This window comes from Pseudomonas sp. P4_B4, from assembly GCF_056402255.1.
The window spans coordinates 18239-34206 of the sequence record NZ_JBFUHS010000033.1; the positions used below are offsets into that span (position 1 = coordinate 18239).

The 15968-nt window shown below is 59.1% G+C and carries 13 protein-coding genes, 3 tRNA genes and 2 pseudogenes; 16 read left to right on the plus strand and 2 right to left on the minus strand.

Annotation, left to right across the window (positions count from 1 at the left end; all coding sequences use genetic code 11):
• The first annotated feature begins 44 nt into the window (after positions 1-44).
• From gacA to AC1DVE_RS25660, 6 genes are all read left to right on the plus strand, one after another.
• On the plus strand, positions 45-686 hold the full coding sequence (gene gacA / locus AC1DVE_RS25635) for a response regulator transcription factor GacA (RefSeq protein ID WP_477784288.1): 642 nt from the start codon (positions 45-47) through the stop codon (positions 684-686).
• A 2-nt stretch (positions 687-688) separates the two neighbouring features.
• Positions 689-2512 carry an excinuclease ABC subunit UvrC gene (gene uvrC, locus AC1DVE_RS25640; protein WP_223531845.1) on the plus strand — a complete coding sequence of 608 codons (1824 nt, stop codon included), beginning with the start codon at positions 689-691 and terminating at the stop codon, positions 2510-2512.
• A 32-nt stretch (positions 2513-2544) separates the two neighbouring features.
• Positions 2545-3105, plus strand: a complete 561-nt coding sequence (gene pgsA / locus AC1DVE_RS25645) for a CDP-diacylglycerol--glycerol-3-phosphate 3-phosphatidyltransferase (protein WP_007992985.1) — start codon at positions 2545-2547, stop codon at positions 3103-3105.
• Between the two features lie 63 nt (positions 3106-3168).
• A tRNA-Gly gene (locus tag AC1DVE_RS25650) sits at positions 3169-3244 on the plus strand.
• A 47-nt stretch (positions 3245-3291) separates the two neighbouring features.
• A tRNA-Cys gene (locus AC1DVE_RS25655) sits at positions 3292-3365 on the plus strand.
• A gap of 195 nt (positions 3366-3560) precedes the next feature.
• A tRNA-Leu gene (locus tag AC1DVE_RS25660) sits at positions 3561-3647 on the plus strand.
• A gap of 94 nt (positions 3648-3741) precedes the next feature.
• Here AC1DVE_RS25660 and AC1DVE_RS25665 read toward each other — a convergent pair.
• Positions 3742-4350: pseudogene (locus AC1DVE_RS25665) on the minus strand (tyrosine-type recombinase/integrase); the annotation flags it as partial.
• Between AC1DVE_RS25665 and AC1DVE_RS25670 the strand changes: the two are divergent.
• The 4 genes and pseudogenes from AC1DVE_RS25670 to AC1DVE_RS25685 form a co-directional block, all read left to right on the plus strand.
• Positions 4334-5143, plus strand: a pseudogene (locus AC1DVE_RS25670) (ABC transporter substrate-binding protein); the annotation flags it as partial. The pseudogenes AC1DVE_RS25665 and AC1DVE_RS25670 overlap by 17 nt on opposite strands.
• 48 nt (positions 5144-5191) lie before the next feature.
• Complete coding sequence (locus AC1DVE_RS25675; protein WP_477784289.1) at positions 5192-6004, plus strand: energy transducer TonB; 813 nt, start codon at positions 5192-5194, stop codon at positions 6002-6004.
• A gap of 86 nt (positions 6005-6090) precedes the next feature.
• Positions 6091-6813, plus strand: coding sequence for a MotA/TolQ/ExbB proton channel family protein (locus tag AC1DVE_RS25680; protein ID WP_477784290.1), 723 nt, complete (start codon positions 6091-6093; stop codon positions 6811-6813).
• Between the two features lies 1 nt (position 6814).
• Positions 6815-7216 (plus strand): ExbD/TolR family protein, encoded by a 402-nt coding sequence (locus AC1DVE_RS25685; protein ID WP_477784291.1) that lies wholly within the window; start codon positions 6815-6817, stop codon positions 7214-7216.
• A 449-nt stretch (positions 7217-7665) separates the two neighbouring features.
• On the opposite strand, the gene kdgR is transcribed toward AC1DVE_RS25685, so the two are convergent.
• Positions 7666-8448 (minus strand): DNA-binding transcriptional regulator KdgR, encoded by a 783-nt coding sequence (gene kdgR / locus AC1DVE_RS25690; RefSeq protein ID WP_477784292.1) that lies wholly within the window; start codon positions 8446-8448, stop codon positions 7666-7668.
• Positions 8449-8600: 152 nt separating this feature from the next.
• Here kdgR and AC1DVE_RS25695 point away from each other — a divergent pair, with 152 nt between their 5' ends.
• From AC1DVE_RS25695 to uxuA, 6 genes are all read left to right on the plus strand, one after another.
• On the plus strand, positions 8601-9602 hold the full coding sequence (locus AC1DVE_RS25695) for a sugar kinase (protein ID WP_477784293.1): 1002 nt from the start codon (positions 8601-8603) through the stop codon (positions 9600-9602).
• 4 nt (positions 9603-9606) lie between these two features.
• Positions 9607-10818: a D-mannonate dehydratase ManD gene (gene manD / locus AC1DVE_RS25700; protein WP_477784294.1), complete on the plus strand. Its 1212-nt coding sequence runs from the start codon at positions 9607-9609 to the stop codon at positions 10816-10818.
• 67 nt (positions 10819-10885) lie between these two features.
• The gene (locus AC1DVE_RS25705; RefSeq protein WP_477784295.1) at positions 10886-11917 is read left to right on the plus strand and encodes a Zn-dependent oxidoreductase; all 1032 of its coding nucleotides are present in this window, start codon (positions 10886-10888) and stop codon (positions 11915-11917) included.
• A gap of 67 nt (positions 11918-11984) precedes the next feature.
• Positions 11985-13277 (plus strand): MFS transporter, encoded by a 1293-nt coding sequence (locus tag AC1DVE_RS25710; RefSeq protein ID WP_477784296.1) that lies wholly within the window; start codon positions 11985-11987, stop codon positions 13275-13277.
• A 27-nt stretch (positions 13278-13304) separates the two neighbouring features.
• Positions 13305-14762, plus strand: coding sequence for a mannitol dehydrogenase family protein (locus tag AC1DVE_RS25715; RefSeq protein WP_477784297.1), 1458 nt, complete (start codon positions 13305-13307; stop codon positions 14760-14762).
• 17 nt (positions 14763-14779) lie between these two features.
• Entirely contained in the window at positions 14780-15955 is a 1176-nt protein-coding gene (gene uxuA / locus AC1DVE_RS25720) for a mannonate dehydratase (RefSeq protein WP_477784298.1), read from the plus strand.
• Positions 15956-15968: the final 13 nt, after the last annotated feature.

Genomic DNA, 15968 nt, shown 5'->3' on the forward strand with positions numbered 1-15968 from the left:
TAAGGTGTCTGATAACCAATAAGACCATATCGCGAGGTGTCTGCTTGATTAGGGTGCTAGTAGTCGATGACCATGATCTCGTTCGTACAGGCATTACACGAATGCTGGCTGACATCGATGGCCTGCAAGTAGTCGGCCAGGCCGAGTCGGGTGAGGAATCCCTGCTCAAGGCGCGTGAGCTGAAACCCGATGTGGTGTTGATGGACGTCAAGATGCCGGGTATCGGCGGTCTTGAAGCCACTCGCAAGTTATTGCGCAGTCATCCGGATATCAAAGTCGTCGCGGTGACCGTGTGTGAAGAGGACCCGTTTCCTACGCGGCTGTTGCAAGCCGGTGCGGCAGGGTRCCTGACCAAGGGGGCAGGTTTGCCGGAAATGGTCCAGGCCATCCGTCTGGTGTTCGCCGGGCAACGCTACATCAGCCCGCAAATTGCCCAGCAGTTGGCAATCAAGTCCTTCCAGCCCACCAACGATTCGCCTTTCGATGCTTTGTCGGAGCGGGAAATCCAGATCGCGCTGATGATCGTCGGCTGCCAGAAAGTACAGATCATTTCCGACAAGTTGTGCCTGTCCCCGAAAACCGTGAATACCTACCGTTACCGCATCTTCGAGAAGCTTTCGATCAGCAGTGATGTCGAGTTGACGCTGTTGGCGGTTCGTCATGGCATGGTCGACGCCAGCCTCTGAAAATGACCGACACCTTTGATCCGAGCGCCTTTCTGTCGACCGTTAGCGGGCGCCCCGGCGTGTACCGCATGTTCGACAGCGAAGCGCGGTTGCTCTACGTCGGCAAGGCGAAAAACCTAAAGAATCGCCTGTCGAGTTACTTTCGCAAGACCGGGCTTGCCCCCAAGACCGCCGCACTGGTAGCGCGTATCGCCCAGGTCGAAACGACGATCACCGCCAACGAAACCGAAGCCTTGTTGCTTGAGCAGACGCTGATCAAGGAATGGCGCCCGCCCTATAACATCCTGCTGCGCGACGATAAATCCTACCCCTACGTCTATCTCTCCGACGGAGAGTTTCCGCGCCTGAGCATTCATCGCGGCGCGAAAAAGGCCAAGGGCAAATATTTCGGGCCTTACCCGAGCGCCGGTGCGATCCGCGAAAGCTTGAGTCTGCTGCAAAAGACGTTTTTCGTTCGGCAATGCGAAGACAGTTATTACAAGAACCGCACACGTCCATGCCTGCAATACCAGATCAAGCGCTGCAAGGCGCCCTGTGTCGGGCTGGTGGAGCCTCAGGTGTACGCCGAAGATGTGCGCCATTCGGTGATGTTTCTTGAAGGGCGCAGCAATGCGCTGACTGACGAGTTGTCCGCCGGGATGGAAGAAGCGGCGATCAATCTCGAATTTGAACGAGCAGCCGAGTTGCGGGACCAGATTGCGTTACTGCGCCGGGTCCAGGATCAACAGAGCATGGAAGGCGGGACCGGGGACGTCGATGTGATTGCCGCCTTCGTCAACCCGGGCGGCGCCTGTGTTCACTTGATCAGTGTGCGGGGCGGGCGGGTACTGGGAAGCAAGAACTTCTTCCCTCAAGTCGGTATTGAAGAAGACGTTTCTGAAGTCATGGCCGCGTTTCTCGGCCAGTACTTCATCAGCAGTCCTGAGCGCGACTTGCCAAGTGAACTGATCGTCAATGTGGTCCACGATGACTTTCCCACACTGATCGCCGCCATCGACGAGTTGCGCGGTCGTGAACTGACCATCAGCCATCGCGTGCGGGGTACGCGGGCGCGCTGGCAGCAATTGGCGGTGACCAATGCCGAGCAGGCACTGAGTGCGCGCCTGGCGAATCGTCAGCACATTACGGCACGCTTCGATGCGCTGGCCGAGGTGCTGAAGCTGGATGAGCCTCCTCAACGACTTGAGTGCTACGACATCAGTCATTCCAGTGGCGAGGCGACGGTGGCGTCCTGCGTGGTCTTCGGCCCCGAAGGCCCGATCAAGGCCGATTACCGCCGGTACAACATCGAGGGCGTTACGGCCGGTGATGACTACGCGGCGATGCACCAGGCGTTGACCCGACGCTTCAGCAAACTGAAGGACGGGGAGGGCAAACTGCCGGATATCCTGCTGGTGGACGGCGGTAAAGGTCAGTTGTCCATGGCCCGCAATGTGCTCGATGAATTGGCCGTGCCTGACCTGATTCTGCTTGGCGTGGCAAAAGGCGCGACGCGCAAGGCCGGTTTCGAAACCCTGTACCTGAACGACGCTGCACATGAGTTCACGTTGCGCGGCGACTCTCCCGCGCTGCACCTGATCCAGCAGATTCGCGACGAAGCCCACCGGTTTGCCATTACCGGGCACCGCGCCCGGCGTGGAAAAACCCGTCGGACGTCTACACTGGAAGGCGTCGCTGGCGTCGGACCCACACGTCGGCGGGATTTGCTGAAACATTTTGGTGGATTGCAGGAGCTGTCTCGTGCAAGCATCGAAGAAATTGCCAAAGCCCCCGGGATCAGTAAAAAGCTCGCAGAGTTGATTTATGCAAATCTGCACAGCGAGTAGAATGCCCCCTCACCTCGTAGCCAGTTGTGCCGATGAATATCCCTAATCTGATTACCGTTCTACGCGTTCTGCTCATACCAATCTTCATTTTGCTGTTCTACCTGCCTTACCAATGGAGTTACCTGGCCTCCGCCTCGGTCTTCGCATTCGCTGCCGCCACCGACTGGCTGGACGGGTACCTGGCCCGCCGTCTGGAACAAAGCACACCGTTCGGGGCTTTTCTCGATCCGGTTGCCGACAAGCTGATGGTTGCGGTTGCATTGGTGCTGTTGGTACAGGAACACGGAAACCTGTGGCTCACGCTGCCAGCTGCCGTGATCATCGGTCGCGAGATCGTCGTCTCGGCACTGCGCGAATGGATGGCCGAACTGGGCGCCCGCGCCCACGTTGCCGTGTCGAACCTGGGCAAATGGAAAACCGCCGCGCAAATGCTGGCGTTGGTGATCCTGCTGGCCAATCCCAAGGATTTCAGTTTCTGGGTCTTGCTGGGCTACACCTTGCTGATGGTGTCGGCTGGCCTGACTTTGTGGTCGATGGTCCAGTACCTGCGGGCTGCCTGGCCACATCTGAAGACCGACGTTGAAAAGAAATAAAACTTTTTTGAATCAAAGGGTTGACGGGGCTTCTGGATTCTATAGAATGCGCCACACCAAGACGCGGGAATAGCTCAGTTGGTAGAGCACGACCTTGCCAAGGTCGGGGTCGCGAGTTCGAGTCTCGTTTCCCGCTCCAAGTTTGTACGCATTTGATGTCGTGCTACTAGACACCAAATGTTTTGAGGCCGAGTAGCAAAATGGTTATGCAGCGGATTGCAAATCCGCCTACGCCGGTTCGATTCCGACCTCGGCCTCCACTAATAAACAAGCTCCGTAGATCAATGATTTACGGAGCTTTTTTATTTGCAGTAGCCTGCAAGATTTAGTCTTGAAAAGGGTATTTGCGAACTTGCTTCACCGGGGCGGGATGTATATATTTCCACCTCTGCTGCACAAGCGTCAGAACTGCCAGATCGTTATTTGGCAAAACCTGGACGCTTCACCGCGCTACCGCCCGAATGGCGAAACTGGTAGACGCATGGGACTTAAAATCCCCCGCTCGTAAGGGCGTGCCGGTTCGATTCCGGCTTCGGGCACCATGAATATCAAGGGCTTGCGTGAGATACCTCATGCAGGCCCTTATTTCTTTGCACCGCAAAAACTAACCGCTGCTCCGCAACTCGCTACCGCTGATCACTTCGTAGGCGTAACTTTCATCCCCTTACGCATCCGAATGTAATGCTCCGTCATACCCACAGTGGTATGCCCTAGCTGATCACGCGCAGCCCGTATATTGCCCGTCGACTCTTCCTTATCCGTCGCCGCCTTTGCCCGCAAATCGCGCATTTGAAAGTCAGCTTTCGGAACGCCAGCAGCCTCCCGTGCATCATCAAACCGTTTCCTGAGCATACTTGTCGTCATCGGCTGCCCATTTTCCATAACCACCAGGCGTGTAGACCTAATCCTATAGCCGGCCTTGCGAGCCATAATCCGCTCAATCACAATCTTTAACTCACCGACAATCTCAATCCGCCGCTTCACACTGGTTTTTCCCTGCTGAATCGTAAGTTGCCCATTACGAATATCTCGCTCATCCATTTTTAACGTATCGGCGATGCGTTGAGCGGTGAGATAGAACAGATCCAAGGCATCACGAAGTGGTTGCTCGGCGTGTGCATACACCTTTTGTAGCAAGTCATCCTCGACGTAAACATCCCGCCCAGACTCTTTGTTGCCTTTGATCCCCAAGCAGGGGTTGGCCAGGGCCGTGTAACCGCTCTGACGGGCGAACTTCCAGGGCGCGGCGCCCTTGTTCGAAGCCTTGCGCGCCGGTGCCGTCGATCTGGCTCCGGCTGGTGATACGCCGGTGCTTGCGGCTGCCACCGGCGGCACACCTTTGCGCATCGTCGCTGTGCGGCGCAGTCAATCGAGGGGGATTGCGATCCTGGTGCCCGCGGATTCGGCCATACATAGCGTCGCGGATCTGAAAGGCCGAAACGTTGTGGTGTCTTCGGCCAGAGGCAGCATTTCCCAGTACCTGTTGATTCGTGCGCTGGCCAATGCCGGGGTCGACGAGAAAGACGTCAACATCGGGTTCGTCCTGCCGACCGACGCCCTCGCAGCCTTCAACGCTGGCAAGATCGAAGCTTGGGCTACGTTCGGTATCTATCAGGCGTTTGCCGAGCAGCAGGGGGCGCGGGTGCTGATCAGCGGCGAGGGTATCAACACTGGGCTGACCTTCATTACCGCCTCGGATGAAGTCCTCACCGATCCGCTCAAGCGCAAGGCGCTCAGTGACGTGCTGCAGCGCTTCGCCAAGGCGTTCGAGTGGGTCCGGCAGAACCCTGACGAGTACGCTCGGGTCTTCGCCCGGGTCAACGACATTCCGCTGGACGTCTCGCAGCGCCTTCGCAGTTGGGGCGACGAATCTCTGCTGCCAGTTGAACCAAGAGATGTCCAGGCCTTGCAGCAAGTCGATGATCTGTTCGTGGAAAAGAACATCTTTCCCCATCGTGTCGACGTCGAGAAGCTCACGGACACCGCAGTGTTTTCCGCGGCACCGTTGACGGTGACGCAGTCAGGGTCGGTGCGCTAGTCCGGGTCGCGGCATGAGTTCAATTTGAAGCATTACAGGAGTCTATCAATGGGCAATGTCCAGAGCGCCACCAGTGCCCTAGAGGTGTTTCGACGCCCGTTACCCGGCGGCGAACTGCTTGACATCGGTCGGGTTTTCCGCGAGCCCCTGGCGTTGTCGCGTCTGCATAGCACGCCCAAGCGCGTGTTGAGTCGTCGTGAGGTGGTCTTGTTGGGGGTGTTTGCGCTGGTGCTGCATGGTGCGGTCATTGTCTGGGTCTACCAGGCACCGCCACCGCAACTGCCCGTGGTGCCGCCGGAGATTCCGCCGATGACCATCGAGTTTTCGCAACCGGCACCGCCCGTGGTGGTACCCCCGCCGCCCGAGCCGATCCCGCAGCCGGTGGTCGAACCTCCACCGCCGGTGGAGGATGAACTGGCCGTGAAACCACCACCACCCAAACCGGTCCCCAAACCAAAACCGGTGGTCAAACCTGTACCTAAACCTGTGGCAAAACCTGTGGAACAGCCACCGGCGCCGCCTGCACCACTACAACCGGTCGCCGCGCCAGCTCCTGCTGCACCGCCTGCACCGAAACCGGTGACGCCGGCCTCGGCCAGCGCCGCTTACTTGAAGAATCCGGCACCGGAATATCCATCGCTGGCGATGCGTCGCGGCTGGGAGGGCACGGTGTTGCTGCGGGTGCATGTGTTGGCCAGCGGCAAACCGGGTGAAATCCAGATCCAGAAAAGCAGTTGCCGCGATCAACTCAATGACGCGGCGCTGGCAGCGGTAAAGCGCTGGAGTTTCGTGCCGGCCAAACAGGGCGATATCGCCCAGGACGGCTGGGTCAGCGTGCCGATCGATTTCAAAATCAAGTGACTCAACCCTGTTGAAATACACCGCGGGCTACCTGACACAAGGCGCATCGCTACAACCGATCCAATGCCTTGCTGGAGAGCCTGACCATGAACCTGATCGCATCCCCTTTCGAATCCATCGAACACGCCGTTATCTGGCTGTTGATCCTCTTTTCCGTCGCGACCTGGGGCCTGGCCTTACTCAAGGGTTTGCAGTTCACCCGCCTGAAGACGCAAGACCGCAAGTTCCATAAACAGTTCTGGGCAGCTTCCAGCCTGGATTCGGCCGCTGAACTCGCCCATGACCAGCCCGGCGCGGCGGCCCGCGTGGCGCTGGCCGGTTATGCAGCGATTCAGGTCAGCGACCACCAGAACACCGATCTCAGTCAGTCGATCAACCATCAGGATCGTCTCGAACGCGCCTTGCGTCAGCAGATCGTGCGTGAGCGGCGTTCGCTGGAAAGCGGCCTGGCGATCCTCGCCAGCATTGGCAGCACATCGCCCTTTATCGGACTGTTCGGGACGGTGTGGGGAATCATGTCGGCGCTCAAAGGCATCAGTGCGGCGGGCTCGGCGAGCCTGGAAACCGTGGCCGGGCCGATCGGTGCGGCCCTTGTCGCCACGGGTGTCGGTATCGCCGTCGCGGTACCGGCGGTGCTGGTTTACAACTACTTTCTACGCCGCCTGAAACTGACTGCCGCCGACCTCGACGATTTTGCCCACGACTTCTACAGCCTGGCGCAGAAGCATTCGTTCCGTGTGCTGTTGCACCCGGTATTGAGTAAGTTCGGCGCCACTGTCGCCGGTCAGAAAGTCAAGGAGGTATCCTGACATGGCATTCTCCACACAAGACAGCGATGAAGTGCTCAGCGAGATCAACGTCACACCCTTGGTGGACGTCATGTTGGTGCTGCTGGTGGTGTTCATCGTCACCGCGCCGTTGTTGACCAACTCCATTCCGATCAACTTGCCGAAGACCGAAGCGGTGGCACCGGTGGAGCAGAAAGATCCGCTGGTGGTGAGCATCGACGATAAGGGCAAGGTGTTCATGAACAAGGACGAAATCCAGCCTGACCTGCTGGAAGCTAATCTCAAGTCTGCCAAGACCAAAGATTCGGAGGTGCGCGTGCAACTGCAGGCCGACAATGGGGTGAATTATGGCGAAGTAGCCCGCGCGATGGCCGCTATCGAGCGGGCGGGGATTACCAAGTTGTCAGTGATTACGGCGAGGTAGGAGGAAGCCGACCCAATACAGATTCAGAATTGAGTTCAGTACATCGCTGTTCAACTGATCGTGATGGCTGCGGCAAACCCGATTTCAGCAACGGGAAGACGACTGGCAGAGCTAAGGGCGGGGGGGAGGGATGTTTCTGGATCGAACTCTGAAGCTCCGCCGAAATGGGGAGTGACCCCATGGTGCACTAGCTCGCTTCGCTCGATTCCGATCGAGCATTTGCTTCGGATGGCCCGCTGGTCGCTTGCACGCGGACGCAGCGTTGACCAGATGGGGGAGGGAACTGCGAGGGGAAGATAAATCCATGAGGCAGAGGGGCAGCATCGACCGAATCCCCATAGCCATGGCAGCCTGACCATAACGACAAAATCGTTAGATTATGAAGGCCGGCACTTATGTCACTGAGCCCTCTCGATCAGGAGCAGCGCCCGCAGGTTGGATTACATGAGCTACTTCGCATGCCAGCCTAACTGCCTGGAAATCTGCTGCGTGGCTTCCATCAGCCGATTAACGTAGTCCTGCTTGAGTTCTTCGCGAAAGCGAAAGCAGGGGAATGACACGCTCAGGCCACCGATCACATGGCCAAAACGGTCGCGGATCGGTGCGGCCAGGCAGCGCATATTGTCTTCGAATTCTTCATGGTCTTCGGCATAGCCCTGGGCGCGAACTACTTCCAGTTCCTCCAGATACGCCTCGATGCTGGTCAGGGTGTTGGCGGTGCGGCGCTCGAAACTTTCTTCCTGCAAATGGGCGATCAGCTCGGGCTGCTCCAGCCACGCCATCAATACCTTGCCGATACCGGTGCAGTACAGCGGCGCACGTCGGCCGATGCGCGAGTACATGCGCAGGTTGTATTTGGAGTCGATCTTATGCACGTAGACGATGCTGCCTTCGTCGAGAATTCCCAGGTGCACGGTCTCGCCGGTCAATTCGTTGATGCGCCGCATGCCCGGTTCCGCCTCGCGGACGATGTCCAGATGGGGCAGGGCTTGCGCGCCCAGTTCAAACAGCCGAACGCTGAGCCGATAGCGATCCTCGGCATCCTGAACCACATAGCCGCGGGCCTTGAGTGACTGCAAAAACCGGTAAACCGTGCTTTTGGACATGTCCAGTTTCTGCGCGATTTCCGATACGCCGCTTTCCTCGGGATGCTCGGCCAGCGCCTCGAGGACGGCCATGGTCCGGCCGACGGCGGAGACCAGTTCGTTGTTCTGGATGGTGTTGTTGTCCATGAAGGCTCCAACGGGAACGGAAAAACCCAAGGATATACGCTGGCGAATCAAAACGCTGTTTCATTTTTCTTGACGGTATAGGAAATCTGACTAAACTCGGCCACAAGCTTGAAAATGAAACGCCGTTTTAAAAATAACAAAGGCGCGCAGTGATGAAGGTAATTCCAGGGCAATGCCCACAAACCGTTTCACCCCGCCCCCTCAAAGTGGCGCTGGTGGGCGAGTGCATGATCGAGATGCGCGGCGAGCCAGTCTCAGGTTTCAGCCAGACCTTCGGCGGCGACACGCTCAACGCTGCGGTTTATCTTTCCCGATTGAATCCAACCGCCCGGATTGTCGCGGACTACGTCACCGCCATCGGCGCCGATAGCTTCAGTGAATCGATGCGTCAGTTGTGGCGCGACGAAGGCGTCGGTGACCAGCATGTGCGCGTGATCGAGGATGCGCTGCCGGGGTTGTACTTCATCCAGACCGACGCCCAAGGCGAAAGACGCTTTCTGTACTGGCGTGGCGAAGCCGCAGCGCGACACATGTTTGACGGTCTTGAAGCCGGCACCGTGTTGCATGCCCTGGCGGATTACGACTACGTCTATTTGAGTGGCATCAGCCTGGCGATTCTCACGGCCAATGGCCGCGAGCGCCTGATGCACGCCTTGCGCCTGGCTCGTGAATCCGGCACCCGCATTGTCTTCGACAACAACTACCGTCCCTATCTGTGGCCCGATACCAAGGCTGCACGCCAGGCCTATGGCGACATGCTGCGCCTGACTGACCTGGCCCTGATTACCTGGGAGGACGACGCTGCACTGTTCGGTTATGCCGATGTCGAGGCGTTGTTTCGCGCCTACGCAGAATTTGGCGTCGGTGAAGTCGCTCTCAAGCGTGGCGTGGCCTCGTGCTTGATCCAGTGCGCCTCAGGTCGTTTCGAAGTGTCCGCCGAGCAGGTGCGGCAGATCGTCGACACCACTGCGGCGGGCGACTCTTTCAGCGCGGCCTATCTTTCGTGTCGCCTGCAAGGCGGTGATCCACAACTGGCTGCGCGTTGGGGCCATCGACTGGCGGCCCAAGTCGTCCAGCATCGCGGTGCGCTGATCCCCAGCGCCGCCATGCCCAGCCTGAACATGCCTTCATTTTCTTCTGCCGCAGAGGCCTGATCTTGTGAAAATCATTGAAGCTCGCGTCATTGTTACCTGCCCGGGTCGCAACCTGATCACCCTGAAAATTGTCACTGATTCCGGCATCTACGGTATCGGCGATGCGACCTTGAACGGCCGGGAACTGGCGGTTGTCGCCTACCTTGAAGAACATGTGCTGCCGGCACTGATCGGTCGCGATGCCCAGCGCATCGAGGACATCTGGCAGTACCTGTATCGCGGGGCCTACTGGCGCCGTGGCCCGGTGACCATGACCGCGATTGCCGCCGTGGATATCGCCCTGTGGGACATCAAGGCCAAGGCTGCGAAGATGCCGTTGTACCAGTTGCTCGGTGGCAAAAGCCGCGAGCGGGTGATGGTCTACGGGCATGCCACGGGCAAGGACATCGACGGTTGTCTGGACGAAGTCGCTCGTCATGTCGAGCTGGGTTACAAGGCGGTGCGCGTGCAATGCGGGATTCCCGGTATCGCCACCACCTATGGCGTGGCCAAACGCAGCGGTGAGCGTTATGAACCAGCCGACAGCGACCTGCCCGCCGAACATGTGTGGGACACCGCCAAATACCTGAACCATGTGCCCAAGCTGTTTGCCGCAGTTCGCGAGCGTTTCGGCGATGACTTGCACATCCTTCACGACGTGCATCATCGCCTTACGCCCATTGAAGCGGGGCGCCTGGGCAAGGCGGTTGAGCCATTCAACCTGTTCTGGCTCGAAGACTGCACCCCGGCCGAGAATCAGGAAGCCTTCCGGCTGATCCGCCAACACACCACCACGCCGCTGGCGGTGGGTGAAGTGTTCAACTCCATTCATGACTGCCGCGAGCTGATCCAGGAACAGTTGATCGACTACATCCGCGCCACCCTGGTGCATGCGGGTGGCATCACTCATGTGCGACGCATTGCCGACTTTGCTGCGCTCTATCAGGTGCGCACCGGCTTTCATGGCGCCACCGACCTGTCGCCGGTGTGCATGGGCGCAGCACTGCATTTCGATACCTGGGTGCCCAACTTCGGCATCCAGGAATACATGCCTCACGACGAACGTATCGACGAAGTTTTTCCCCACGCCTATCGCTTTGAAGATGGCCACTTCACCCCCGGCGAAATCCCGGGGCATGGCGTCGACATCGACGAGAACCTGGCGGCGAAATACCCCTACAAACGCGCCAGCCTGCCGGTCAATCGCCTGGAAGACGGCACGCTCTGGCACTGGTAAACGCTGTTTCGACTGATCAATGACTACAAGAGCACAGGGCGCCACCCGCCCTGGCAGGAGTTACCCGATGAAAGCTTTTCAAGTAAGAGCACCTTTTGAATTCGGCCTGGCGCAAGTCGAGATGCCCCAAGTGGCGCGTGGTGAAGTCAAGGTAGACGTCGCCTACGCCGGTATCTGTGGCTCGGACATACACATCATTCACGGGCAAAACGCCTTTGTGCGTTTTCCGCGGGTGACCGGCCATGAGTTCTCAGGAGTGGTGCGCGAAGTGGGCGAGGGGGTCGAGAACCTCAAGGTCGGCGACCGCGTGTGCATCGACCCGGTAATCAGCTGTGGCACCTGCTACCCGTGCCGGATCAACCGGCCGAACGTCTGCACCCGACTGCAAGTGATAGGCGTACACCGCGATGGCGGTTTCAGTGAGCAAGTCTGTGTGCCGGCCGACAATGCCCACCGCTTGCCTGACTCGATGTCCCTGAGCCACGCGGCGCTGGTGGAACCCTATTCCATCGCCCTCAACGTGCTCGATCGCATGCAGCCCCATCCGGGCGACAGCTTGTTGATCTACGGCGCGGGCGTGATTGGCCTGACCCTGGTGCAAATGGCCCGGGCGCTGGGGCTGACCGATATCACCGTGACCGACGTCATCGATACACGCCTGGAGACTGCCAAGGCCCTGGGCGCCAGCCGCACCCTCAATGGTAAGGATGTGGACGTCGAGACGACCCTGCGCGAATTGACCCGTGGCGAAGGCGTGCCGCTGATCGTCGACGCGGCCTGCATTCCGGCGCTGATGCCGCAAATGGTGCGCCTGGCCTCGCCCGCGGGGCGTATTGGCCTGCTGGGTTTCAACGCGGTGCCGAGCGACCTGGTACAGCTGGAAATGATCAAGAAAGAACTGACGCTGGTGGGATCGCGCCTGAACAATCGCAAGTTCCCACGGGTGATCGAACTGATCGCCAGCGGCAAATTGCAAGTCCAGGAAATGATTAGTCATCGCGTCAGCTTCGACGAAATGCCGGCGGCAATCGGGCTGATCGAAAGCCATCCCGAACAAACCCGCAAGGTCCTCGTGGAACTGAGCGGCGCCCATCAATAGTCATCTGTAGATACTCGTGCCCATCCGGGCACCCTCACCGAATAAACACAAGAAGCGGGAGGTTCCAATGTTTGGTCAAGGTCGCACGTTAATCATCATCATGCTGTTCCTGGCAGGCGTCATTAACTACCTGGATCGCTCGGCATTGTCCGTTGCTGCTCCGTTCATCCAGAAAGACTACGGTCTGACGACGGGTGAGATGGGCATGATCTTCAGTAGTTTTTTCGTCGGTTATGCGGTGTTCAACTTTGTCGGCGGCTGGGCAGCCGACCGCTACGGCGCGAAAACCACGCTATTGCTGGCAATGGTGCTGTGGTCGCTGTTCAGCGGTCTCACGGTGCTGACGATAGGTTTCGCCTCGCTGGTGTTCATCCGCATCCTGTTCGGCATGGGTGAAGGGCCGTTGAGCGTCACCACGAGCAAGATGGTCAACAACTGGTACACCCCGAAACAACGGGCGCGGGCGCTGGGTACGTCGATGTCCGGCACACCGTTGGGCGGCGCGATTTCCGGGCCGGTGGTGGGTTTTATCGCCATCAGTTACGGGTGGAAGGTGTCGTTCATCATCATTATGGCGTTGGGCCTGATCTGGGCATTGGTGTGGTTCAAGTTCGTCAAGGACAAGCCTCGAGGCAAGGCCGCCGAGGAGATTCTGCAGGCCGAGGGCAAGAGCGAAATTGCGGCGCTGCCAGTTCATCCGCTGCGTTACTACCTCAAGCAACCGACGGTGCTGTTCACCGCGCTGGCATTTTTTTCCTATAACTACACGCTGTTCTTCTTCCTGACCTGGTTCCCCAGCTACCTGACCATGGCCCACGGCCTGAACGTCAAGGACATGAGCATCGCCACGGTCATTCCCTGGCTTCTGGGTTTCCTCGGTTTGGCCTTGGGCGGTTTCATTTCCGACTTCGTGTTCAAGAAAACCGGGCGGATGATGTTCTCCCGCAAGGTGGTACTGGTGACATGCCTGTTGGCCTGCGCCGCCTGTATCGCCTTTGCCGGGATCGTCAAAACCCTGTATCCGGCGGTCATCCTCGTCGCCTTGGCAGTGTTCTTCCTGTACCTCACCGGTGCCATCTACTGGGCGATCATCCAGGACACCGTGCCTGCGGCGCGGGTGGGTGGTGTCAGTGGCTTCATGCACTTTCTGGCTAACACCTCGGGCATCATTGGCCCGACCTTGACCGGCTTCCTGGTGCAATCCACCGGTTCGTTCACCAGTGCGTTCCTGCTGGCGGGACTATTGACCGTGATCGGCGCCGTGTGTGTGGCACGCTATGTCAAACCCCTTTCGGCGGCGGATTCCGGTAACTCGGAGGCACAAAGCCCGCAACCAATTTCGGCCCTGAGCCAGCAATAACCAGTCATAAACAGAAGGAGCGTGTCGATGCCTGTTGTGAAACGTGTGCCCTCTACCAGCCCTGCCCCTGAAATCGGCATCGTGCATCTTGGCCTGGGGGCGTTTCATCGCGCCCACCAGGCGGTCTACCTGCAACGCCATCTCATTCGCCATGGCGAAAGTGACTGGGGATTGTGCAGCGCCAACCTGCGCTCGAATCGCACATTGGTTGATCAATTGCGCGAGCAGGACGGCCGCTACCATGTGGCCGAGTATCGCGACCGCGAGCAGGTGACGCTGCGTGAGATCGGTGTATTGCGCCAGGCCTTGTATGTGGGCGAGGGCGGCCATGAGCTGGAATTGCTGTTGCAGCGCATGGCCGCGCCGCAAACGCGGATCGTCACGCTCACCGTCACCGAGAAAGGCTACTGTCTGAGCCCTGCCACCGGGCAATTGCGCATTGACGACCCGGCGATTGCCCATGACATCGCTCATCCGAAAGCACCGCGCACAGCGCCCGGCATTGTCCTCGAAGCCTTACGCCGCCGCCGCGCCGCAGGCATTCCGGCGTTCACCGTGTTGTGCTGCGACAATATGCCAGACAACGGCCAGCGTACTCGCCAGGCAGTGAGCGCATTGGCGGCGATGCAGGACGAAGGGTTGACGCAGTGGGTCAACGACCACGTGGCGTTCCCTGGCTGCATGGTTGACCGGATCGTCCCCGCCATGGATGGCGAATCCTTCACTCGGCTGGAACAGCAACTTGACTGCTACGACCGTGCGGCCGTGGTCTGTGAAAGTTTCAGCCAGTGGGTGATCGAGGATCACTTTCCTCTCGGGCGCCCGGACTGGGAGGTGGAAGGCGTACAGATGGTGGACGACGTACGCCCGTTTGAAACGATGAAACTGCGCATGCTCAATGGCAGCCATTCGTTGCTGGCCTACGTGGGTTTGTTGGTCGGCCACGAATCTGTGTTCGATGCCATCAACGATGCGGATCTGGCGCACTTCATCGAGCGCTACATGGCCCAGGAAGCGGCGCCCACCCTGGACATGCCGACGGGCATCGATCTTGCGGTCTATGCCCACGATCTGAAGGCGCGATTTGCCAATGACAGCCTACAACATCGCCTGCGCCAGATCGCCATGGACGGCTCGCAGAAACTGCCACAACGCTGGTTGCTCGGCGCACAGCAGTTGCTCGACGAGGGACGCGGCCTCGCCTGCACCGCGTTGGGTATCGCAGCATGGATTCACTATTGCACGCAGCCGCTGCCCGGCGGTTCGGCGCACGTTATTGACGACCCCTTGAGCGCGACCTTTGCCGATCTCGCAGGAAGATTCGAAGGCGCGTCGTTGGTGAATGCCTTTCTCGATCTGGACGAAGTTTTTCCAGCCGTGTTGTCCGATCGCGCAGCCTTTCGCGATGCCGTGCAAGGCGCCTATGGCGCTCTGGTCCGCGACGGCATGGGCAGCCTTTTGCACACCTTTGCTGCACACAACTAACAAGAAAGGAGAAAAACATGGAACAGACATGGCGTTGGTTTGGGCCCAAAGACCCGATCTCCCTGACGGACGTCCGCCAAACCGGTGCGACCGGTATCGTCACCGCGTTGCACGAAATCCCCAATGGCGAAGTCTGGCCGGTGGACACCATCGCGGCGCGCAAACAGATGATCGAAGCCGCAGGCTTGAGCTGGTCGGTGGTGGAAAGCATTCCGGTGCATGAAGACATCAAGCGCGGCTGTGGTCGGCGTGACGAGTACATCGCCAACTACCAGCAAAGCGTGCGCAACCTTGCGAGCTGCGGCATCGATATCGTGTGCTACAACTTCATGCCGGTGCTGGACTGGACCCGCACCGACCTGGCCTGGGAGTTGGCGGATGGCGGTTGGGCGCTGCGTTTCGATCAAACCGCGTTTGCCGCGTTCGACCTGTTCATCCTCCAGCGCCCGGATGCGCAAGCCGAATACAGCGCCGAGGATATCCAGCAGGCCAAGGCCTACTTCGAGCAACTGACGCCAGCCCAGACCGAAACATTGGTCAACACCTTGATCGCCGGTTTACCCGGCGCCGAGGAACACTACAGCCTGGAAGACTTCCGGGCCTTGCTACGTACCTACGCCGAAATCGACGAAGCCAGGTTGCGTGAACACCTGGGGTATTTTTTGCGCGCGGTGATTCCGGTTGCAGAGGAAGTGGGCGTACGTATGGCGATCCACCCGGACGATCCACCCCGTGCCCTGCTTGGCTTGCCGCGTATCCTGTCCACCGCCGAAGACGCCCAATGGTTGCTGGACGCCGCCCCAAGCCCGGCCAATGGCCTGACGTTCTGCACCGGTTCCTATGGCGTACGTGAAGACAACGACCTGGTGGCTATGGCCAAGCACTTTGCGCCGTACATCTATTTTACCCACCTGCGCTCAACCCGCCGAGAGGCCGACCCGCGTAGCTTCCATGAAGCCCATCATCTGGACGGCGACGTCGACATGGTTGGGGTCATCAGTGCCCTGGTGGCAGAAGAGCGCAGACGTGAACGCGAAGGCGGCCCGCGCTTGCCGCTGCGTCCGGACCATGGGCATCAACTGCTCGACGATCAGCACCGTAAAAGCAACCCCGGCTATTCGCTGATCGGCCGCCTAAAGGGCCTGGCAGAAATCCGCGGTGTGGAATTGGCCGTGCGTCAACAGCTGGACTGATGGCTAAAAAAAC